The following is a 21,306-nucleotide window of genomic DNA, read 5'->3' on the forward strand; positions in this document are numbered from 1 at the left end:
GGGTATCCCCGGCTCAGACCATCAAAACGTGATCAACGCCATCCATGTCCCCGCCAGCCGGGTGGCTGGTGCCATTCGGTCCATCCGTACCCCAGGCGCCCGTCGGAGGCCTCGAACCGGCACAGGGCACGCGGGAAGCGGGCGATCTCCCCGTCCGGCGACGTCATGGCGACCGGGGCGAAGGCGAGCGGGACGACGGTCATCGGCATCCCCGGCACCTCCAGCCGCGCCCCGGACGGGAATCCGTCCTCCCCGAACTCGCTCGCCGCGGTGAAGCCCTCACGGTGCTCCAGCGCCCCGCCCGGCGGAGCCGTGAAGCAGGGCCAGGGCATCTCGAAACCCACGTTCGCCCGCATGCCGTGGAAGAACGTGCCGTCGTCGAGCCGGCCCGAGCTCCACAGCCACGACAGCTGCCACCAGTCACGCTCTCCCCAGCTGTGATCGCGCTCACCATGGCCGGAGAAGGCGATCTCCTCGTCACCGACCCGGATGGTCCCCGCGACCTCGCAGGGGACCTCGTAGCGCGGGACGAAGCTGTAGGGGTAGGCCTCACCGGCGCTCCGCCACTCCAGGTCGAACGCCAGCGGGGTCGTGGCGGCGCCGTCCAGGTCCCGGTACGCCAGGGCGGGGTCGGAAAGGACGGCGGCCGCCCCGGCCTCGAGGCTCACCCGCAGGGACCGCATGGGGAGCGTCACGTCGTGGGTAGCCTGGAAGCCCTCGCCCCGCACCGCGAGGTCGGGACCGGGGAGCGGGACATGGTGATCGACCAGCAGCACCGTGGGCCGGCCGGCGCCGACCAGGCACGCCCAGTACCAGGCGCGGTTCCAGTTGGGATACAGGCCCAGCCGGACGTAACCGGCGAGCGAGCCGTCCTCGGCCGTGAAGTCGAGGTAGACCGACTCGCTCCACAGCGGCTCGGCACCGGCCGGATGCGTCCCCTCGTCCTCGGGGCGCAGCGGCCAGGTCGCGTGATCGGCGAAATCCCCCACGGTCACTCCCGGCACAGGCACTCGATCAGGTACCGACTCAACCTAACCGACGGCGCCTCCGCCGCACAGAGCCCTCGGTGCTCTCGGCGCCCTTGGCAGCCGCCGTTCCGGCCTTCCGGCCCCTGGCGCCGGCTGAACGGCGCGCGCGCGAGGAGTGCACGGCCAGGCGTAGCGCGACCAGCCCGGCGACCAGAAGGAGCACGACGAGCACGGTGATAATGATCTTGGTGATGTGCATGCCGACCTCCGGGATGACGTCCCTTCCCGAGGTCCACTACCCAGGGGACGAACATGGACGAACAAGGAAGGCCACGAGTTTCTAACGGCGCCTGGCGAAGGGTGACCATCGGCGGGGCCCGGGGGCCGGCTCGACGGCGACGGGCTCCTCCGGCAGCCGCCCCGCCGCGCGCAGCCGGTCGGCGAAGTCGCGGGCGTCGGCGTGCGAGCCGCCCGGCGGCCTGGGGCGGCCTCGCGCGTACGCGTCGAACTCCGCGGCGAAGCCGTCGCCGAGCAGCGCGGCCAGGTCGGGCCGGAGACGGGCCACCGTTCTGCGCCGCTTGGAGATCAGACTCGACGCCTGGATCAGCAGTCGCTCCCTGTCGAACCCCGGCGGCGCCTCCTTCCCCGCCACCAGGGCGGCCATCAGCGCCGCCTGTGCCCCGGCCAGTGCCTCCCTGGCCGCGTCCTCAGACACCGGACATCGCGCCGCGGATCCGGCCCAGCTCCCGCTCCAGCGCACCGTCGCTGGGGTAGTCGTCGTCCCATTCGAGCAGCACCCCCGGCGGATCGACCCTGGCGCACAGCTCCGAGAGGATGTCCAGCACCTCCTCGGGGACGTGGGCGGTGTGGGTGTCGTGCCACAGCCCCCCGCGGGAGTGGCCCCCGGCGACATGGACGTAGGCGAGTTCGGACAGCGGCAGGCCGTCCAGCGCGGCGGTGGCCGACAGACCCAGGTTGACCTGGTTCGTATAGAGGTTCGCCACGTCGACCAGGAGCCCGACGCCAGTCATCTCCACCAGCTCTCCGAGGAAGGCGGCCTCGGTCATCTCGTCCTCCGGCCAGCCGAACAGGGCCGCGACGTTCTCCAGGGCCAGCGGGACGGGAAGCGCCTCCTGCGCCCGCCGCACGTTCTCCGCGACAACGGCCAGCGCGGCCCTGGTACGCGGCACCGGCAGTAGGTGGCCGGCCTCCATGCCGCCCGCCCTGACGAAGGCCAGGTGCTCGCTGACCAGCGGCGCCTCCAGGGCGCGCGCGCAGTCCGCCAGCCGCGCCAGCCGCCGGGGGTCGGGATGCTCGGCACCGCCGATGCCCAGCCCGACACCGTGCGGGATCACCGGCACTCCCCGGGCGCGGAGCACCCGCAGCGACTCGGGGAGCCGGGCCGGGTCGATGTTCTCGGCGACGACCTCGACGAAGTCGACCCCGGGCAGCCGTTCCACGGTCAGGTCGATCTCCGGCCGCCAGCCGATGCCCACACCCGGCTCGACCACCGCCGGGAGCGCCCCGTCGGCGACCGTCCTCATCGCGGCCCTCATCGCGGCGACCGGGGGACGCTCACCCACCGCAACCGCCCCCGCCACACCCACCACCGCAACCGGACCCACCACCACAACCGCCACCGTCACTCGACCCGCCACCGGAGTCGCCCCAGCTCCCGGATCCGAAGTCACCGCCGCCACCGCCACCGCAGGCGCCGACCGCGCAGCCGCTCCCGGAACCACTCACGCTCTGGCGCTGGAGCTCCTCCACAAGGCCCGGCTCGTCGAGCTCCCCCAGCCCGTACAGGGCGACGGGGATGCCGACGGCGAAGGCCAGGCCGGGCGTGACGGGGCGGGCGCCCCGGACGTAGACCCTGCGGGCGGAGACGAGCACGTCGTGGCCCGCGCGGCTCAGGACGTCGCGCAGTAACCGCTTGTGCCGCGCGTAGACGGAGAACCCGAAGAGCGCCGCGATCAGTCCCACCAGCAGCGCCGCGGTGCCGAGTCTCCCCCTGGCGCCCGTGACCAGGATGCCCACCGTGAGGACCAGCGCGACGATCGAGGTGACCAGGAGCCGGTTCAGCAGTCCCCGCGCATGGTCGAGCGCGTTCTCGGGCACCAGCAGGCCCAGCCCCAGCAGCCGGTAGTGCAGGCCGTCGACGGCCTGTCCACCGGCCACCGCGTGGCGGAGCTCGCCCACCGGGGCGACGCCTCCGCGCTGGGCGAGCGCCGCCGTGACGGCGTGCTCGATCGGGTCGGAGGAGGGCAGGGCCCCGGCGACCAGGCTGACCTGACCGCCCCGCGAGACCCGGATCACCCCGGCTTTGGCCAGCATGCCGAGCGCGGTGTTGACCACTCGGCGCGGGCCTCCGGAGAGGTAGGCGAGCTCATAGGGGGTCGGTGGCCCGCCGTGGTGGCGGGTCACCGCCGAGCGGACCCGGCGGTGCTCACGGCCAAGCGTGAAGGCCGTGGAGACGATGGCCAGGGCCGCGGCGAAGGCGATGACGAACAGCGGGAACCCCATGTCCGCCTCCTCAGGGGAAAGGGATCGCAGGCGTGACGTCCCGTGTATCCGGTTGGACGCGCAAAGCCTGTCAGAAGTTTCCCCCGTCTTCGACCCCTTTGCCGGTGTCAGCCCAGGCGGGCGACGAGTGCCTCGTACTCTTCCCAGAGCTCACGGGGCAGGTGGTCGCCGAAGGTCTGGAAGAAGGCGGGCATGAGCGCCGCCTCCTGCCGCCAGATCTCCTCGTCGACGCTGAGCAGCGTCCGCATGTCCTCCGCGGAGACCGCGAGGCCGTCGGTGTCGAGCCCGGCGGGGAGCAGGCCGATGGGGGTGCGCACCGCCTCCGCCCGGCCGTTGAGGCGGTCGACGATCCACTTGAGCACGCGGGAGTTCTCTCCGAAACCGGGCCAGATGAACTTGCCCTCGTCGTTCTTGCGGAACCAGTTCACGTAGTAGACGCGCGGCAGCTCGGCGTTCTCACGCTGGCCGATCTTGAGCCAGTGGGCGAAGTAGTCGCCCATGTTGTAGCCGCAGAAGGGCAGCATCGCGAACGGGTCGCGGCGCAGCTCGCCGACCTTGCCCTCGGCGGCGGCGGTCTTCTCCGAGGCGATGTTGGCCCCGATGAAGACACCGTGCTGCCAGCTCAGCGCCTCCGTCACCAGCGGGACCGCGCTGGCACGGCGCCCGCCGAACAGGATCGCCGAGATCGGCACGCCCGCGGGATCCTGCCACTCACGGGCGATCGTCGGGCACTGCGCGGCCGGGACCGTGAAGCGGGCGTTGGGGTGCGCGGCCGGCTCGCCGGACTCCGGCGTCCAGTCGCGGCCCTTCCAGTCGGTCAGGTGCGCCGGGGGCTGGTCGGTGAGGCCCTCCCACCACACGTCGCCGTCGTCGGTGAGGGCGACGTTCGTGAAGATGCTGTTGCCCCAGAGCGTCTCGATCGCGTTGGCGTTGGTGGACTCGCCGGTGCCGGGAGCGACGCCGAAGAAGCCCGCCTCGGGGTTGATGGCCCGCAGCTTTCCGTCGTCACCGAAGCGCATCCAGGCGATGTCGTCGCCGATCGTCTCGACCTTCCAGCCCGGGATGGTCGGCTGGAGCATGGCGAGGTTCGTCTTGCCGCACGCGCTCGGGAAGGCCGCCGCGACGTAGCGCGTCTCCCCCGAAGGCGGGGTGAGCTTGAGGATGAGCATGTGCTCGGCCAGCCAGCCCTCGTCCCGGGCCATCGTGCTGGCGATCCGCAGTGCGTAGCACTTCTTGCCGAGCAGGGCGTTGCCGCCGTACCCCGAGCCGTAGGACCAGATCTCGCGGGTCTCGGGGAAGTGACTGATGTACTTGGAGGCGTTGCACGGCCACGGCACGTCGTCCTGACCGGGTTCGAGCGGGGCGCCGACCGAGTGGACCGCCTTGACGTAGCCGCCGCGCTCCTCGATGAGGCGCAGCGCGTCCTCGCCCATCCGGGTCATGACGCGCATCGACACGACCACGTACGGCGAGTCGGTGATCTCCACACCGAGCTGGGAGATCTCACCACCCAGCGGCCCCATGCAGAACGGCACGACGTACATCGTCCGGCCGCGCATGCTGCCCTTGAAGATCTCGCCGAAGGTACGGCGCATCTCGGCGGGGGCGATCCAGTTGTTGGTCGGCCCGGCATCCTCCTCGCGCTCGGAGCAGATGTAGGTCCGGTCCTCGACCCGGGCGACGTCGCTGGGGTCGGAGGCGGCGTGGAAGCTGTTCTGCCGCTTGGCCAGGCGTGTGAAGGTCCCTCGCTCGACCAGCAGGTTCGTCAGGCGCGTCCATTCGGCCTCGGAGCCGTCGCACCATTCGATCCGGTCCGGCTGTGTCAGCTCGGCGATCTCCCTGACCCATTCGGCCAGTTCCGCATGACTGGTCGGGCTGGTGGTGTTCACGTCTACGGTAAGGGACACTGCTCGGGCTCCTTTACGCTTCACGGGGCCAAAACATCATTGACGACGAAACCACACTTAATCCAATTGGCGTAGACCAGTGAATTCGCGCGATCAGATGTCAAGGCGCTTCCGGCCCGGCGCCCCCGGAGGCGTATGGCCTGGCAGGAGCCACAGGGCTCTGAAACCCCTACCCAGAAAAAACGGCCCTAAAAAAGCCTTTCCCGCAGTGGTATAGGCCAATGAGAAAGGTCTAAACCAATCAGCGGACAGGTTCAGACCAATTTATCGGCCGTTCCCGCTGCCCAGCCTCAGGAATTCACGTCGGGCCCGGCGGCCCGGACACGGTCGACGTGCCGTAGCGCGTCCCTCAGATCCGCCAGCCAGGTGTCGGTGTGGTCGCCCACCAGACGTACGCACCAGGCGAGCGCGTCACTGCGGCTACGGGCCACCCCCGCGGCCACCAGGGTGTCGAGCACCCGGCGCTCCGACTGCCTGAGCCTGGTCATGACGGGCACCGACAGTGTGGTGAACATCACCGTCTCGCCGCCGACCGCGACCCCCCAGGAGACCTTCCTGCGGAATCGCTGCTCGGCCTCCAGCGCGATCTCCACGCGCCGCTCCCTGGTCTCCTCGCGGAAGCGCAGGATGCCGCCCTCCAGCGCGGCGGAACGCTCCACCTCCGAGACGTCGTCGCCGAGCACGGGAGCCTGGAGCCTGCCGACCACCGCGATCTCCTCGCGGTCCAGCACGATCTCAGGCTCGCCTTCGAACCATTCCCGGGGCAGCCTTCCCGAGAACCAGCCGCGCAGCTTCTCCATTGTTTTATCTTTTTCCATGTAATTTAGATTACAACGTTCACGGCCGCTGTCCATGGCGGCCCGCGCAGACGCGAGAATCGGCGAATGAGATCACCCCAACGCGCCGGAGGGCTGCGCGAGCGCAAGAAGGCGAAGACCCGCCGTGCGATTCAGGAGCACGCGCTGCGTCTGTTCGCCGAGCGGGGATACGAGGCCACGACCGTCGAGCAGATCGCCGAGGCGGCGGAGGTGTCGCCGAGCACCTTCTTCCGCTACTTCCCCACCAAGGAGGACGTGGTCGTCCAGGACGGGTACGACTCGCTGATCGTCTCCGCGCTCCGCGAGAGCAGCCCGGGGGCGACACCCGTCGACGCGTTCCGGCAGGCCGTACGGACCGTGTTCGAGGGCTTCCGCGCCGAGGACTTCTCGCGGGCCGCCGCCATGACCCGGCTCATCCTCTCCGTGCCCGCGCTGCGGGCCAGGCGGCTCCAGTCCGCCGCCGGCACGCACGCGGCGATGTGTACGGAGATCGCCTCCCGTACCGGCCGCGATCCCCACGACCTCGCCGTCGAGACCTTCGCCGCCGCGGTGATCGGAGCCATGCTCCCCTCCATCGCCCGCTGGGCCGCGAACCCCTCGGAGAACCTGCCCGACCTCCTCGACACCGCCCTCGTCCGGCTCGCCGCCGGCCTCCCGCTCACCGGCACGCGGTAGCCGAAAGATCCAAGGGACGGGGCCCAGGCCCTGTCCTGCGGATCTTTTGCCTACCGCGGTCGGTCAGGCGGCGCCTCGCCGCGTTGTCGTCGGTCACCGCAGCACGCTGCGGCTCCCTCCTCCGCCTTGCGAGACACCACCTGACCGATCCTCGCCACGGCAAGATCCACAGGACAGGACCTAGCGGACGCGGGCGGCGACCGCCGGGCTGACCCGCACGGCCCCGGCGAAGTTGCGGGTGGTGACGGGGACGAGCTTGACCACGTCGCCGGTCCTGGGAGCATGCAGCATCTTGCCGTCCCCCCAGTAGATCGCCACGTGCGAGACGTAGCCGGGGTTGGTGGGGTCGTGCCGCCAGAACAGCAGGTCCCCCGGCTGGGCCTGGGCGAGCGGGATCTGCGGGCCCGAGACGAACTGCTGGTGCGTCACCCGGGGCACCGTGATCCCCGCCTGGCCGTACGCCCACTGGACCAGGCCCGAGCAGTCGAAGCTGTCCGGACCTTCCGCGCCCCACACGTACGGGCGGCCGAGCTTGCTGATCGCGGCGGCGAGCGCGGTCCTGACCTGGGGAGTGGTCATGAAGGAACCGGCCGGCCAGTTCGTGCTCCGGGGGACCGTCAGCACCGGGTTGATCACGGCGACCTGCCCTCCCTTGGGCAGTACGCGCAGGAGCGCGCGGCGCAGCTTCGCGGAGTCGGCCTTCGGGGCGCTCACCACGAGCGCGTTGTTCTCCGGGATGCCCAGTGCGCGGGCGGTCGGCCGGGAGACCACCGCGTCGATGGCGCCCATGCCCATCGTGGCGTAGGCGCCGACCCGCAGGTTCTGCCCGGCGGTGGTGAACGTCTTGCCCAGCGGCATGCCCCCGTCGTTGCCCAGGACGAAGGAGACGGCGACCTCCCCCGCCGAGACGTTCCGCCAGAGCCTGTCGGAGCGCGCCGTCGGCTTGGGGGTGTAGGCGCGGAACGTCGAGGGGTTCACCCCGAGCGTCTGAACCCGCTTGCCGTCCAGGATCACCTCCGCGGCGTCGGCGCGCTCCACCGCCCGCACCCCGGAGAGCTGGGCGACCTTGGCCACCACCGCCGAACTGAGCGGCCTGGGCGCCACGACGAAAAGATGCGGTTTCCGCATCGAGGTCAGCGGCGCCACCGGAGCGGGCGCCTGCGCGGGCTGGACGGGCTTCGCCACCTGGGTCGGCACGGTGGCGACGGACCTGCGCATGGTGACCGTCTCCGGATCGGCCTCCGGCATCTGCGTGTAGATCATCAGACCGATGGACAGCACGCCGACGAGCAGAACGGCGAGGATCGGGACCGCCTGCCTCATCAGACGGGCGGTGCGGCGGCTGTAGCGGAGACGGGGGCGGTAGGCGAGGTCCTGGCGGGCCTGGAAGATCAGGTCGGAGACACGTGGCCGCCGATCGAACACGACATATCCCCTTCTCCCACCGGGCCGGCTCTATGAGGGTGCCGTACACCGCCCGGCGATGCACACAAACCCACCAAAAAGCGTCTTATCTGCAATACGGCCGCAAGACTACAAACCCTCCGCCAAATCCTCCAAGACATGGCAATCCGCCGGGACATCCGTCCCGGCGGATCATCGGAGTATGGGGAGGTCAGTTGCCGACGTACGGCACGGCCTCAAGGATCTCGACGGTGTTGGAACGGCCGTTCGGCATGGTGTAGGTCGCCTTCTCACCGATCTTCTTGCCGTTGATCGCCGAGCCGAGAGGCGACTTGGGCGAGTAGACGTCGATCGGGGCACCGCTCTCCTCGCGGGAGGCCAGCAGGAAGGCGACCTCCTCGTCGTCGCCCTCGAAGCGGACGGTGACGGTCATTCCCGGGCCGACCACGCCTTCGGTGCGGGGTGCCTCACCGACCTTGGCGCTGTCCAGGATCTGACGGAGATGGAAGATGCGGGCCTCCATCTTGCCCTGCTCGTCCTTGGCGGCGTGGTAGCCGCCGTTCTCCTTCAGGTCGCCCTCTTCGCGGGCCGCCTCGATCTTCTTGGCGATGTCGACGCGCCCGGGCCCCGAGAGATGCTCGAACTCAGCCTTCAGGCGGTCGTACGCCTCCTGAGTGAGCCAGGTGACGCTCTCGTTGTGGGAGTCGGCCACGGGTTCTCCTTGCTTCCTCTAGGGGGCTTCGTGCTTGGGGGTTGCGGACGGTCGAATCTCGACAGGCTAACAAGTTAGGCCTTCGTCCGCCTCCTCAAATGTCTCACTATACGAGATAGCAGTACTGGACATGAACGGAAGTGGCCTGAGCACTGGTCTCTAGCCGTTCGGTAAGCCGAACATACCCCTCACCAGCCGGGATATTGACCTCCTTGCTGCCGACCTCGACGTGGCTGACGTCGGTGGCCCGCAGGCGGCAGAGCGCCGCACGCTCGGTTGGTTTGAAGACCTCGAACATGATCTGCGCAGAATCGCCGCGGTCGGCATCGAACGCGATGAGCTGGTCGATGACTTCCGTGTTGCCCTTGGACGCCCACATCACGTAGCCCCAGCCCCCCGCGCACACGGCGCAGAGGATCGCGATCACGACGTGCACGACGAAGCGTCCCCTGCGCTCCGGACGGTCGGGAAAATCGTCCGGGGTGCCGAGGATCGGGCCGTTCTGACGGCCCTTCTCGGCTTCGCTGGTGGCCATGACGGAATCTCCCTGCACTACCTCGGTGTTATCCGAGACAATTGTCCCCTGCGGGGGCCTCGCCCTCGCGACCGCCCAAGAGAAACTAACCTCTTTACAGAGTGACGTAAGCCGAGGGCGCGCGGGGCACCGCGTCGAGCGGAGCGGGGGATACGGCCAGGTTAGGCCGTCCGCGAGGCGACCGACGACGATCCGAAGCGCGACCGACACAGAGGAGACACCGAGCCCGTGAGTGCACCACTCAGGCTGATGGCCGTCCACGCGCATCCCGACGACGAGTCGAGCAAAGGCGCCGCCACCATGGCGCGCTACGTGGCCGAGGGCGTGGACGTGCTGGTCTGTACGCTCACCGGGGGTGAACGCGGGTCGATCCTGAACCCCAAGATGGAGCGCCCGGAGATCCTGGAGAACATCGGCGAGGTGCGGCGCCTGGAGATGGAGCGCGCCCGCGAGATCCTCGGCGTGCGGCAGCGCTTCATGGGGTTCGTCGACTCCGGCCTGCCCGAGGACGAGAGCGAACCACTACCCGAGGGCTGCTTCGCCCTGCAGCCCCTCCAGGTCGCCTCGGCCTCGCTGGTGGCGGCCGTCCGCGAGTTCAGGCCGCACGTCATCCTCACCTACGACGACGACGGCGGCTATCCGCACCCCGACCACATCATGACCAACCGGGTCTCGGTGGAGGCGTTCGAGGCGGCGGGCGACCCCGACCGTTACCCGGGCACCGGTGAGCCCTGGCAGCCCCTGAAGCTCTACTACCACATGGGTTTCACCAAGGACCGGTTCGAGGCGCTGCACGAGGCGATGAACTCCCGCGGCATGGGCTCCCCCTACGCCGACTGGATCTCCCGCTGGGAGGACCGCCCGCAGAAGTGGCCGGTGACCACCCGGGTCCCCTGCGGCGACTACTTCGAGATCCGCGACGAGGCGCTGCTCGCGCACGCCACCCAGGTCGATCCGGACGGCTTCTGGTTCGTCTGCCCGCGCGACCTGCAGCGTGAGATCTGGCCGACCGAGGACTACCACCTGGCCCGCGCGCTCGTGGACGTCGAGCTTCCCGAGGACGACCTGTTCACCGGAATCCACGCGGACACGGTCTCGCACGCCTGCCACTGACACGACCGGGAGGCGGCGGTGGCAGACTTGACGTGTGATTACACCTAACGTCCTCGATGAGTCCGTCGTCAATCCTGGCCTCGTGGGCTTCCTCGTCGTGGCGGCGATGGGGGTCGCCCTCTACCTGCTCGTCAAGTCGATGAGGAGGCAGATCTCCAGGATCGAGGTCCCCTCCGAGGCCGAGCTGAGGAAGCAGCAGAGCACCGCCGGCAGCACGACACCGACCGCCCCCTAGCCCGTTCCGCGTACGTCCCCGGCCTGCCGGAGGCGATCGAGGGGCGACCGGGGGCGATCATCCACATCGCCTGATCCCGGCCGGTGACGGCCTGACACGCGCGAAAAACCCGCCCGGCAGGGCCGACACCCCGAGGACGAGCATGGCCGACGACATCAAGGTCTCCGACAACCACGAGGCCGCCCGCTTCGAGATCCTGCTGGACGGCGGGGTCGCCGGGTTCGCCGCGTACCGGCTCCGGTCCGGGAAGATCATTTTCACGCACACCGAGATCCTCCCCGAGTTCGAGGGCAGGGGCCTGGGCGGGCGGCTGGCCGCCGCGGCTCTCGACGCGAGCCGCGCCTCCGACCGGATGGTCGTGCCGCTCTGCCCGTTCATCGCCGGCTACATCCGGCGCCACCCCGAATACCGGGATCTGGTGCCGGAGAGCTACCTCGACCTCCTGGACGAGGACGCCTGACCCCGGCGGCCGTACGGCAGGCACCCGGCTCTCCGGGCCCGGCCGACCGACCGCCCCGCGCGTCCCGGCCGTCGCTCCGTCGAGGACCGGCCCTCGCCCTCAGTCCCCGAGGGCGTCCGTCGAGGACCAGGCTCGCTCCAGCGCCCTGGGCAGGCCCCAGCGGCCCAGTGGGGTGAGCACCTCGGTCCTGTCGACGATCCCGAGACACGCCCAGAGCGGGGTGACCGAGCTGAAGAGCGTCTCGGCCGCCTCCAGGTCCTCCGGCTCGTCCATGTCGACGTCGATGTCCTCCGACTCGGCGATGAGCCGGGCGATCCGCTCGGGCGAGGCCAGCACCCCGGGACCGCGCCTGGCCAGGGCCGCGACCACGGCCAGCCAGTCGGCGTGGTGGATCGCGCACAGGGCGGCCAGCACCGAGTCCTCGTGGCTGAGCTCCCCGTCCAGGTCGGTGAAGACCTCCAGCCGGTCCTCCTCCTCCGGCAGGTCGGAGATCGGCCCCGCGATACCCGCCGTGACGGTCAGCCAGAGCTCCTCGTCGTCGGCCGGCAGCGGCTCCCCCTCGTACCCGGCGCAGGCCCGCAGCACGTTTCCCGGATAGCCGGGGCCGGCCAGCACCTCGCGCAACCGGGTGGCCGCGGCCCGCAGCTCCCTGACCGGCCGCTCGGGCTCGGGCAGCTCGGCCAGGATGCGCCGCAGCTCGCCCAGGGCGAACGCCTCCTCCTCGTCCCAGGCGGCGAACAGCTCCTCGTCCTGCTCGTCGGAGACCGCGGTTCCCGGGACTCGCCCGTCGGGCAGCGGGCCGGTGAGCCAGCGCTCCTGGAAGTCCGCGTAGACCTCCCTGGCCTGCTCGTCACCCCGCGCGAGCGCGTCCGGGTCGATCTCCCCCGCGGCGACCCGCTCCTCCAGGTAGGCGACCAGCCGGTTGAACATCTCCTCGCCGACCGGTCCCCGCTCGTCCTCCTCGGGCCAGACGAAGAAGCTGCGGGTGAGCAGGAGCGGCTCGGTGCCCGTGGACTCCATCCAGCGCTGTACGTCCCCCACGGTCGCGCCACCGGACTCGATCGCGCTGAGGGTCGCCTTCGCGGAGTCCCAGAACGGCACCGACAGCGGGTTGCCCGCCGCCAGCAGCGCCCGCCTCAGATCGGGCAGCGCCACCAGCGCCACTCCGGACGGCACGGCGAGCAGCGCGCGGGCAACATCACGCCGGGTCAGCTCGGAAGCCGCCCTTCCGGCGTGCACACAGACGAAGTCGAGATCCACGCCCAGTGAGCCTACGCCCGAAGCGCGATGAACACACCTTCCCCCGGCCTGCGGCTCGCGAGCCCCGTCGCGGGAGGCGTCCGGGAAGACGACCGCCCACCCCGCCGGAAGGGGCCGACCCGGGTCCCTGACACACGCAAGCCTGCCGGACCACCGGAGCGATCGGCGCGTGGGCAGGGCGTTCGCGGCCGTCCTCGAGAGCACCGCCCCGGAACCCCGGGGCGGCGCTCTCATGGCGGAACCTGCCGGCGCCGGGGACGGGCGCCCTGCCCGTGGCCGTCAACCGGGGTCCGGCCAAGTGTCGGTTTCCCTCTCTCGGTCTAGGGTGAGAAGAACCGTGACGCGCGATCTCCGCGCACCTCGCGAGGAGAAGTACGCACCGCGTACACCGGAAGGGTCTTCATGAACCGCTTGAAGGACGCGACGAGCCCCTACCTGCTGCAGCACGCGGACAATCCCGTCGACTGGTTCGCCTGGGGGGACGAGGCCTTCGCGGAGGCACGGCGACGGAACGTACCCCTGCTGATCAGCGTCGGTTACTCGGCGTGTCACTGGTGTCACGTAATGGCTCACGAGTCGTTCGAGGACCCCGGCACGGCCGCGCTGATGAACGAGCACTTCGTCAACGTGAAGGTCGATCGCGAGGAGCGTCCGGACGTCGACGCGGTCTACATGACGGCCACCCAGGCCATGACCGGCCAGGGCGGGTGGCCGATGACCGTCTTCGCCACCCCGGAGGGTCACCCCTTCTACACCGGCACCTACTTTCCCAGGCAGCAGTTCCAGCGGCTGCTGGCCGGGGTGTCGAACGCCTGGAACGGCGACCGGGAGGCGGTGCTCGAACAGAGCTCGAAGATCGTGGAGGCGCTGAACGAGCAGTCGGCGATGCCGTCGGGGCCGCTGCCCACGCCGAGCACGCTCACCCGGGCCGTGCAGAGCCTGGCCGAGTCCTTCGACTCGGCCCGTGGCGGCTTCGGCGGAGCGCCCAAGTTCCCGCCGTCGATGGCCCTGGAGTTCCTGCTGCGCTACGGCGCGACCCCTGCCGGCGAGGACACGCGGGCGACCGCGAACGCGGCGACGTCCATGGCCGACCGGACGCTGGAGGCCATGGCCAGGGGTGGCATCTACGACCAGCTCGGCGGCGGGTTCGCCCGATACAGCGTGGACGCGGACTGGGTGGTGCCGCACTTCGAGAAGATGCTCTACGACAACGCCCTGCTCCTGCGGGTCTACACGCACTGGTGGCGCTCAGGCGGCTCCGCCCTGGGCAGGCGGGTGGCGCTGGAGACCGCCGACTGGCTGCTGGCCGAGATGCGCACCCCCGAGGGGGGCTTCGCCTCCGCCCTGGACGCCGACAGCGAGGGCGTGGAGGGCAAGTTCTACGCCTGGACCCCCCGGGAGCTCCGCGAGGTCCTCGGCGAGGAGGACGGCGCCTGGGCGATCGACCTGTTCGAGGTGACGGGGACGTTCGAGCACGGCACCTCGGTGCTCCAGCTCCCCTACGACCCCAGCGATCCCGAGCGGTTCGCCCGGGTACGCTCCGCGCTGCTGGCCGCGCGGGCCCGCCGGGTGCGGCCCGGGCGCGACGACAAGGTGGTGGCCGCCTGGAACGGCCTGGCCATCGCCGCCCTCGCCGAGACCGGCGCCCTGTTCGACCGGCCGGACCTCGTCGAGGCGGCGCGCGAGGCGGCCACCCTGATCGACCGCCTCCACCTGGACGGCGACCGGCTGCTGCGCACGTCCCGCGACGGCCGCGCCGGCACCAACGCGGGGGTCCTGGAAGACTACGCCGACCTCGCTGAGGGCCTGCTGACCCTTTCCGGGGTGACCGGGGAGGTCCGCTGGTTCCGGCGGGCCGAGTCGCTGCTGGAGACCGTTCTGGAGCGGTTCTCCGATGGCTCCGGCGGGTTCTACGACACCGCCGACGACGCCGAGCGGCTCTTCCAGCGCCCGCAGGACCCGACGGACAACGCCACCCCCTCCGGCCAGTTCGCCGCCGCGGGGGCGCTGCTGTCGTACGCGGCGCTGACCGGCTCGTCCCGGCACAGGGCGGCGGCCGAGGCGGCCCTGGGCACGGTCACCGTCCTGGCCGACAGGCACGCCCGGTTCGCCGGGTGGGGCCTGGCGGTGGCACAGGCGGCGGTGGCCGGCCCGATCGAGGTCGCGGTCGTGGGGCCGGCCGACGATCCGGCGACGGCGGCCCTGCACCGGGCCGCTCTGATGTCACCCCTGCCCGGCCTGGTCCTGGCACTCGGGGAGCCCGATTCCGGCGAGATCCCGCTCCTGGCCGGCCGGGGCCTGGTGGGAGGCGCGCCCGCGGCCTACGTATGCCGTGGCTTCACCTGCCGGATGCCCGTCATCACCCCCACGGCCCTGCGAGCCGAACTGGCGGGCGGGGGGTAGGGTCACTCGCCCCCCGCGGGGGCGACGACACGGCGGCCCAGGCCGTCGAGACCGGGCCCGTCGCCGCCTCCGTCCGGGCCCTCCGGGCCGTTACCGGAGGGGCCGCCCTGCCTCTCGTCGCCCGGAGCCGAGGTCTGGCCGGGGCCGGGGGTCTCCGGTCCGGGACTCGTGCTCTGGCTGGGGCCGAAAGTGCCGGGCTCGTCGGGGTTGGGGGTGACAATGCCCTGGTCACCGCCCTGGTCGTCGTACCGGCCGCCGGAGCCGTAGTCGTCGTACGGGTTGGCGTAGCCGTAGCTGGACGGCTCCTGGAACTCCTTGACCGGCTTGCCGTCCATCGCCTCGGTCATGAAGGCGCGCCAGATCTGGGCGGGATAGGATCCGCCGTACTGGGCGCTGCCGTTCACGGTCACCGGCTTGTTGTCGTCGCGGAACATGTTGACCGCCGTCGCCAGCTGCGGGGTGAACCCGGCGAACCACACGGCCGCCGACTCGTCCGTGGTGCCGGTCTTGCCCGCCACGGGGCGGTCGTACAGGCGGGCGCCCGAGCCGGTGCCCGCCTCGACGACCTGGGTCAGCGCGTAGGTGGCGTCGATGGCGGCCTGCTCGCTGAAGGCGCGCCTCCCCTTGGTGGAGCTCTTCACCACCTTTCCGTCGGCGTCGGTGACCGAACGGATCACATGGGCCTCGCGGTGGACGCCCTCCGCGGCGAAGGTGGCGAAGCCCGAGGCGTTCTGCACCGCGCTCACCGAGGCCACGCCGAGCGGGAGGGTGGCCGCGGCCCGATGCGGGTCGAGCTGTTTGCCGGGGATTCCGGCGGCCTCGGCGACCTTGACCACCTTGTTCAGGCCGACCTTCTGGGCGAGGTCGACGAAGGCGGTGTTCACCGAGCTCTGGGTCGCCTTGACGAGGTTGACCTGGCCGTAGGAGTAGCCGCCCGAGTTGGGGATGTCGGCGGAGGCGATCCGCAGCGGCGAGTTGCCGTCGACCCTGGTGTCCAGGCCGAAGCCGTTGTCCAGGGCAGCGGCCAGCGTGTACGCCTTGAAGGTCGATCCGGCCTGCACCTTGGCCGAGAACGAGTTGTCGAACTTGTTGGCGGCGTAGTCGCGGCCGCCGTAGAAGGCGAGGACCTCACCGGTCGCGGGATCGACGGCGGCCAGCCCGGTGCGGACCTTCTTGGGGGTGTTCTCCGGCAGGACCGAGGTGACGGCGCGCTCGGCGGCGGCCATCAGGTTCTTGTCGAAGGTCGATACGATCTTCAGCCCGCCCTGGTTGATGACCTCGTCGGTGTAGCCCCTGCTTTTGAGCTCGGCCGCCACCTGGTCGAGCATGTAGCCCTCCTGCCCCTTGGGCGCGAAGATCGCCTTGGGCTTTTTGAGGGTGGGGAAGGTCACCTCGGCGGCCTCGGTGGAGGTGATGGCCCCGATGGCCACCATCCCGTCGATCACCGACCTCCAGCGGTCCCTGGCCGCGTAGAGGTCCGCGCCCTGCGGGTCGGCGAACCTGGAGGGCTGCTGGATCACCGCGGCGAGATAGGCGCCCTCGGCGAGGGTCAGCTTGCCCACGTCCTTGCGGAAGTAGGCGTCGGCCGCCGCCTGGACCCCGTCGGCGCCCCGGCCGAAGTAGATCGTGTTGAGGTACTGCTCCAGCACCCAGTCCTTCGACTTCGACTGGTCCACCTTCAGGGAGATCATGATCTCCTTGAGCTTGCGGATTATGGAACGTTCCTGACTGAGACCGCTGTAGTAGTTGCGGACCATCTGCTGGGTGATCGTGGAGCCGCCCTGAAGCTGCTGCCCGGTGACCGTGGACCACATGGCCCGGAAGGTGCCCTTGAGGGAGATGCCCTGGTCGTTGTAGAACGAGCGGTTCTCCGCGGCGATGACCGCGTTCCGCAGGCTCTGCGGAACCTTGTCCAGGGTCACGCTCTTGCGGTTGACACCCTGCCTGGCCAGCACGGTCTTGCCGTCGCGGTAGAGGATCACCGAGCCCTGCGCGGTGGCTCTGGGCTGCGTGCTGTCCGGGATGGGGGTCATCGCCCACACCACCCCGAGCAGGCCGATCACCGAGATGACACCGACGCCGAAGACGATGAGTGTGATCCGCAGGAGCTTCCTCCTGGGACTGCCCGTCCCGCCCTTTAGCACGCGTGACCCCCCGATCGGATCCGCCGCAGACCCCCGACGGTTGCGCGGACCGTTAAGGGTAAACGATGGATAACGGTGTCTGGCCCCTGCTTGGCATGGTACGGCTAGCTCCTCCCCTTGCGTGGGACATCGGCCACCAAAGGCAGAACACGGTATGGCACAGGGGTGTCCAAGGCGATCACCGAAGAGGTCCTGACCACGCCCCGGACGTCAACGATCAGGTCAATTACCCGCTGCAGATCGGCATTGCTGCGCGCCACCACGCGGCAGTGCATGTCGTCACCACCGGTGATCGTGTGCACCTCCAGCACCTCGGGGATGGCCGCGAGTTGCACGGCGACCGGGTCGTGCCCGCTGACCTGGCGGATCTGCAGGGTCACGAACGCGGTCACGTCGTAGCCGAGCGCCGCGGGGGCGATGTCCGGGCCGAACCCGGTGACCACCCCCCGGGCGACCAGCCGGTCGAGGCGTGCCTGCACGGTCCCCCTGGCCACTCCGAGCCGCCGCGAGCACTCCAGCACCCCGAGTCTGGGCTCCACCGCGAGCAGGGCGATGAGGCGGGCGTCGAGCTGATCGATCGTCATGATGTACAGGCGCTCCGCGATGATCGGCAACTGATTGTGCATATTGTGCACTGTTTCAAGTGAGTGTTGCACAAACAGACCAGCAAATCAGAAAGTACTCGCATGAGCGATATCTTTCCGGTGAACGGTATGGACTCCGTGGTTTTCGCGGTGGGCAACGCCAAGCAGGCCGCCCACTACTACTCCAGCGCGTTCGGCATGCGGCTCGTGGCCTATCGGGGCCCGGAGAACGGCAGCCGCGACGAGGTGGCGTACGTCCTCACCTCGGGCGCCGCCAGGTTCGAGTTCCGCGGGGCGGTGCGTCCCGGCACCGAGGTCGCCCGCCATGTGGCCGAGCACGGTGACGGCGTGATCGACCTCGCCATCGAGGTCCCCGACGTGGACACGGCCTACGCCCACGCGCTCGCCCGGGGCGCACGGGGGCTGTCGGAGCCGCGGGTGCTGGAGGACGAGCACGGCAAGGTGGTGGTCGCGGCGATCGCCACCTACGGCGAGACCCGGCACACCTTTGTCGACAGGTCCAACTACAGCGGTGTCTACCTGCCCGGCTACCTCCCGGCGGAGCCCCTGGTCGCGGCCCCCGACGTGAAGAACGGCCGCCTGTTCCAGGCCGTCGACCACTGCGTCGGCAACGTGGAACTCGGCAAGATGGACGAGTGGGTGGAGTTCTACAAGCGGGTCATGGGCTTCACCAACATGGCGGAGTTCGTCGGCGACGACATCGCCACCGAATACTCGGCGTTGATGTCCAAGGTGGTCGCGGACGGCACCCGCAAGGTGAAGTTCCCGCTCAACGAGCCGGCGATCTCCAGGAAGAAGTCGCAGATCGACGAGTACCTGGACTTCTACGGCGGCCCCGGCGTGCAGCACATCGCGCTGGCCACCAACGACATCCTCGGCACCGTCGACCGCATGCGCGAGGCCGGGGTCGCCTTCCTGGACACTCCCGCCTCCTACTACGACGACCCGGAACTGCGCGCCCGCATCGGTGAGGTCCGCGCGCCGATCGAGGAGCTGAAGAAGCGCGGGATCCTGGTCGACCGGGACGAGGACGGCTACCTGCTGCAGATCTTCACCAAGCCGGTGCAGGACCGTCCGACCGTGTTCTTCGAGCTGATCGAGCGGCACGGCTCGCTCGGCTTCGGCAAGGGCAACTTCAAGGCGCTCTTCGAGGCGATCGAGCGTGAGCAGGACCTCAGGGGAAACCTGTGACCGCGGCTCAGAGGTAACCCACAACCGCCTTTGGCTTTGTGATGGCGCTCTTCCGGCAATCACCCATGAATGGGATCAATACCGCCACCACCGGATGACCAGGGATCGGACCCGTGGTCCGATCCCGCTCCGCCGGGGCCGGGCCACCCAGGCCCCGGCCCCGGTCCTCACCACGGCCCCGGTCCTCACCCCGGCCCCGGCCCGGAACCCGGCCCCGGCTACCCCCCCGGCCCCGGCTACGGTCCCGGTCCCGGTTACGGCGGGGGACCCTCCGGCGGGTCCCCCCAGGCCGGGGACATGCGGCTGGGCGGACGATGGCGCCGCCTGTTCGCGGGCATCCTCGACCTCGTCATCATCAGCCTCATCTCCTCGCCGTTCAGCTACCGGACCGTCAGCACCGTCACGGGCTCCGAGGGCTTCGTCACGATAACGCCCCGCGCGGAGACCCTCCTGGTGGCGGTGATCGGATTTCTGTACTACTGGCTGCTGACCGCCTTCTGGAACGGGCAGACGCTCGGCAAGCGCCTCTTCCACCTGCGCGTGACCGACCTCGGCGGGCGGAGGACCGACGTCGGGCAGACCGCGATTCGCGAGCTGGTCCGGTGGGTGATGTACATCACCTGCTGCCTGGGGTGGATAGACCTGGCTTTCATCCTTTTTCAGTCACGCAAGCAGGCCGTGCACGACATCGCAGCCAGAACGCTTGTCATAGACGCCTGATCGACGCAGGTCAGTCGCGTAGTGTGCCATGCACGAGCTCGGCTCAGCGGGCCGGGGAAGGGGTGTTACGGGTATGGCGTCCAAACGGCTGGCCACCACGGCGACCGCCGCTCTGCTCAGCACGCTCGGGACCATCGGCACGGTCGCCTGTGCCGCGTCGAGCGGGGAGAGCGTCCCTGCGGGAAGCCCTGCGGTGAACTCGACGGCGAACTCGACGCTGTCGGGCCCCTCCGCCTCCCCCCTGTCCAGCTCCGCCGCCGACAACAGGGCCAGGCCCGGCGCCCCCGGGATCGGCGACCCCGACTTCCCCACCGACGGCAACGGCGGCTACGACGTCGACCACTACCTGCTCAAGCTGGGCTACACCCCGTCCTCCAAGCACCTGGCCGGGACGGCCAGGATCGAGGCCCGGGCCACCCAGCACCTGGCGAGCTTCAACCTCGACCTCTCGGGCTTCACGGTCAGCCGGGTCACCGTGGACGGCAGGCCCGCGAGATTCGACCGGGCCGGAAGCGAGCTCACCGTCACCCCCGCCGAGTCCATCCCGGACGACGCGACGTTCGCCGTCGAGGTCGCGTACGCCGGAGAGCCCAAACCTGTCCGGAACTCCTCCAATCTGGGCACGTACGGCTTCATTCCGACCCGGGACGGCGCGTTCGTCACGGGTCAGCCCAACGGGGCCAAGACCTGGTTCCCCAGCAACGACCACCCCGCCGACAAGGCACGCTACGACTTCGAGCTCACCGTGCCCGCGGGACTGACGGCACTGGCCAACGGCGAGCTCGTCGGCGAGCCGAGGACCGTCGGGGGCAGGACGACCTTCCGGTGGCGGGAGAGCCACCCGATGGCCAGCTACCTGGCCACCATGACGCTGGGCAGGTTCGAGGTGCTTCAGGGCAAGACCCCCGGAGGCCTGAAGAATCTGGCGGCCGTCGACCCGATCTTCCATGGCTCGCTGCGGAGGTTGTACGACGTGTCGGGCAAGGTCACCGACTACTGGAGCACGCTCTTCGGCCCCTACCCCTTCTCCTCGACCGGGGGCGTGGTCGACGACTTCCCCGCGGGCTACGCGCTGGAGAACCAGACCAAGCCCATGTACGGCGGGTTCGCCCCCGACGACGACATCATCGCCCACGAGCTGGCCCACCAGTGGTTCGGCGACAGCCTCAGCATCAAGCGGTGGAAGGACCTGTGGCTCAACGAGGGCTTCGCGACCTACGCCGAGTGGCTCTGGTCGGAGCACGAGGGCCGGTCCACCACCGAACAGCTCTTCCGCAGGAACTACGCCGCCGCCGCCGACGCCCCCATCTGGAGCTACGCCCCCGGCCGGGCCAGGCCGGAGGACCTGTTCAACAACTCCGTCTACACCCGGGGCGGTATGACGCTGCACGCGCTCAGGCAGCGGATCGGCGATCCGGCGTTCTTCAGGCTCCTGAAGCAGTGGGTCGCCACGCACAAGTACGGGAGCGTCACGACCCCGGAATTCATCGCGATGGCCGAGAAGATCTCCGGCAAGAATCTCGAAGCCCTCTTCGACGCCTGGTTGTTCACCGCGGAGAAGCCGTCCACCTGGTGACGCGGCGGCGGACCTCGCGGGTCGGGTCCGGCCCACCGTCGGCCTCCCCCGAGAAGC

The 21,306-nt window shown here is 70.0% G+C and carries 21 protein-coding genes; 8 read left to right on the plus strand and 13 right to left on the minus strand.

The annotated features are described in order from the left end of the window. Positions 1 to 32: 32 nt before the first annotated feature. The 7 genes from ABT061_RS36460 to abmR all read right to left on the minus strand — a co-directional run bounded on the left by ABT061_RS36460 (position 33) and on the right by abmR (position 6,198). Entirely contained in the window at positions 33 to 989 is a 957-nt protein-coding gene (locus ABT061_RS36460; RefSeq protein WP_350926697.1) for a DUF7064 domain-containing protein, read from the minus strand. A 37-nt stretch (positions 990 to 1,026) separates the two neighbouring features. After that, entirely contained in the window at positions 1,027 to 1,227 is a 201-nt protein-coding gene (locus ABT061_RS36465; protein WP_350926699.1) for a hypothetical protein, read from the minus strand. An 81-nt stretch (positions 1,228 to 1,308) separates the two neighbouring features. Beyond that, a complete protein-coding gene (locus tag ABT061_RS36470) occupies positions 1,309 to 1,683 on the minus strand; it encodes an SCO6045 C-terminal-like domain-containing protein (protein WP_350926701.1) in 375 nt (124 codons plus the stop codon). Continuing rightward, positions 1,676 to 2,512 (minus strand): MbnB/TglH/ChrH family RiPP precursor modification enzyme, encoded by an 837-nt coding sequence (locus ABT061_RS36475; RefSeq protein ID WP_350926703.1) that lies wholly within the window; start codon positions 2,510 to 2,512, stop codon positions 1,676 to 1,678. Before ABT061_RS36475 ends, ABT061_RS36470 begins: the two co-directional genes overlap by 8 nt. A gap of 31 nt (positions 2,513 to 2,543) precedes the next feature. Then, positions 2,544 to 3,491: a TIGR04222 domain-containing membrane protein gene (locus ABT061_RS36480; RefSeq protein ID WP_350926705.1), complete on the minus strand. Its 948-nt coding sequence runs from the start codon at positions 3,489 to 3,491 to the stop codon at positions 2,544 to 2,546. 107 nt (positions 3,492 to 3,598) lie between these two features. After that, positions 3,599 to 5,398: a phosphoenolpyruvate carboxykinase (GTP) gene (locus ABT061_RS36485; protein WP_350926707.1), complete on the minus strand. Its 1,800-nt coding sequence runs from the start codon at positions 5,396 to 5,398 to the stop codon at positions 3,599 to 3,601. Between the two features lie 290 nt (positions 5,399 to 5,688). Further along, complete coding sequence (abmR, locus tag ABT061_RS36490) at positions 5,689 to 6,198, minus strand: ATP-binding transcription factor AbmR (RefSeq protein ID WP_350926709.1); 510 nt, start codon at positions 6,196 to 6,198, stop codon at positions 5,689 to 5,691. Between the two features lie 84 nt (positions 6,199 to 6,282). On the opposite strand from abmR, the gene ABT061_RS36495 reads away from it, so the two are divergent. After that, the gene (locus tag ABT061_RS36495) at positions 6,283 to 6,891 is read left to right on the plus strand and encodes an acyl-CoA-like ligand-binding transcription factor (RefSeq protein ID WP_350926711.1); all 609 of its coding nucleotides are present in this window, start codon (positions 6,283 to 6,285) and stop codon (positions 6,889 to 6,891) included. 180 nt (positions 6,892 to 7,071) lie between these two features. Here ABT061_RS36495 and ABT061_RS36500 read toward each other — a convergent pair whose 3' ends face one another. The 3 genes from ABT061_RS36500 to ABT061_RS36510 all read right to left on the minus strand — a co-directional run bounded on the left by ABT061_RS36500 (position 7,072) and on the right by ABT061_RS36510 (position 9,542). Beyond that, positions 7,072 to 8,316 (minus strand): C40 family peptidase, encoded by a 1,245-nt coding sequence (locus ABT061_RS36500; RefSeq protein WP_350926713.1) that lies wholly within the window; start codon positions 8,314 to 8,316, stop codon positions 7,072 to 7,074. Positions 8,317 to 8,506: 190 nt separating this feature from the next. Further along, positions 8,507 to 9,007: a transcription elongation factor GreA gene (gene greA / locus ABT061_RS36505; protein ID WP_343977738.1), complete on the minus strand. Its 501-nt coding sequence runs from the start codon at positions 9,005 to 9,007 to the stop codon at positions 8,507 to 8,509. Between the two features lie 106 nt (positions 9,008 to 9,113). Then, positions 9,114 to 9,542 (minus strand): DUF4307 domain-containing protein, encoded by a 429-nt coding sequence (locus ABT061_RS36510; protein WP_350926716.1) that lies wholly within the window; start codon positions 9,540 to 9,542, stop codon positions 9,114 to 9,116. A 228-nt stretch (positions 9,543 to 9,770) separates the two neighbouring features. Between ABT061_RS36510 and mca the strand changes: the two genes are divergently transcribed. The 3 genes from mca to ABT061_RS36525 all read left to right on the plus strand — a co-directional run bounded on the left by mca (position 9,771) and on the right by ABT061_RS36525 (position 11,350). Continuing rightward, positions 9,771 to 10,655 (plus strand): mycothiol conjugate amidase Mca, encoded by an 885-nt coding sequence (gene mca / locus ABT061_RS36515; protein WP_350926718.1) that lies wholly within the window; start codon positions 9,771 to 9,773, stop codon positions 10,653 to 10,655. Positions 10,656 to 10,689: 34 nt separating this feature from the next. Beyond that, positions 10,690 to 10,890: a hypothetical protein gene (locus ABT061_RS36520; protein WP_350926720.1), complete on the plus strand. Its 201-nt coding sequence runs from the start codon at positions 10,690 to 10,692 to the stop codon at positions 10,888 to 10,890. Between the two features lie 142 nt (positions 10,891 to 11,032). Then, positions 11,033 to 11,350 (plus strand): GNAT family N-acetyltransferase, encoded by a 318-nt coding sequence (locus ABT061_RS36525; protein WP_350926722.1) that lies wholly within the window; start codon positions 11,033 to 11,035, stop codon positions 11,348 to 11,350. Positions 11,351 to 11,449: 99 nt separating this feature from the next. Here the strand turns inward: ABT061_RS36525 and ABT061_RS36530 are convergent, their stop codons facing one another. Further along, positions 11,450 to 12,610 carry a hypothetical protein gene (locus ABT061_RS36530; RefSeq protein ID WP_350926724.1) on the minus strand — a complete coding sequence of 387 codons (1,161 nt, stop codon included), beginning with the start codon at positions 12,608 to 12,610 and terminating at the stop codon, positions 11,450 to 11,452. A gap of 402 nt (positions 12,611 to 13,012) precedes the next feature. Here ABT061_RS36530 and ABT061_RS36535 point away from each other — a divergent pair, with 402 nt between their 5' ends. Then, positions 13,013 to 15,013 (plus strand): thioredoxin domain-containing protein, encoded by a 2,001-nt coding sequence (locus ABT061_RS36535; protein ID WP_350926726.1) that lies wholly within the window; start codon positions 13,013 to 13,015, stop codon positions 15,011 to 15,013. 2 nt (positions 15,014 to 15,015) lie between these two features. On the opposite strand, the gene ABT061_RS36540 is transcribed toward ABT061_RS36535, so the two are convergent. Together ABT061_RS36540 and ABT061_RS36545 are read right to left on the minus strand one after the other, a co-directional pair. Then, positions 15,016 to 17,157 (minus strand): transglycosylase domain-containing protein, encoded by a 2,142-nt coding sequence (locus ABT061_RS36540; protein WP_350926728.1) that lies wholly within the window; start codon positions 17,155 to 17,157, stop codon positions 15,016 to 15,018. Positions 17,158 to 17,261: 104 nt separating this feature from the next. Continuing rightward, entirely contained in the window at positions 17,262 to 17,741 is a 480-nt protein-coding gene (locus tag ABT061_RS36545) for an Lrp/AsnC family transcriptional regulator (protein ID WP_350926866.1), read from the minus strand. A 102-nt stretch (positions 17,742 to 17,843) separates the two neighbouring features. Between ABT061_RS36545 and hppD the strand changes: the two genes are divergently transcribed. The 3 genes from hppD (at position 17,844) to ABT061_RS36560 (ending at position 21,249) form a co-directional block, all read left to right on the plus strand. After that, entirely contained in the window at positions 17,844 to 18,953 is a 1,110-nt protein-coding gene (gene hppD / locus ABT061_RS36550; protein ID WP_350926730.1) for a 4-hydroxyphenylpyruvate dioxygenase, read from the plus strand. 297 nt (positions 18,954 to 19,250) lie between these two features. Further along, positions 19,251 to 19,673 (plus strand): RDD family protein, encoded by a 423-nt coding sequence (locus ABT061_RS36555; protein ID WP_350926732.1) that lies wholly within the window; start codon positions 19,251 to 19,253, stop codon positions 19,671 to 19,673. A gap of 73 nt (positions 19,674 to 19,746) precedes the next feature. Beyond that, positions 19,747 to 21,249, plus strand: a complete 1,503-nt coding sequence (locus ABT061_RS36560) for a M1 family metallopeptidase (protein WP_350926734.1) — start codon at positions 19,747 to 19,749, stop codon at positions 21,247 to 21,249. Positions 21,250 to 21,306 lie beyond the last annotated feature (57 nt).

The organism is Streptosporangium sp. NPDC002544 (assembly GCF_040295965.1).
Taxonomy (GTDB): domain Bacteria; phylum Actinomycetota; class Actinomycetes; order Streptosporangiales; family Streptosporangiaceae; genus Streptosporangium.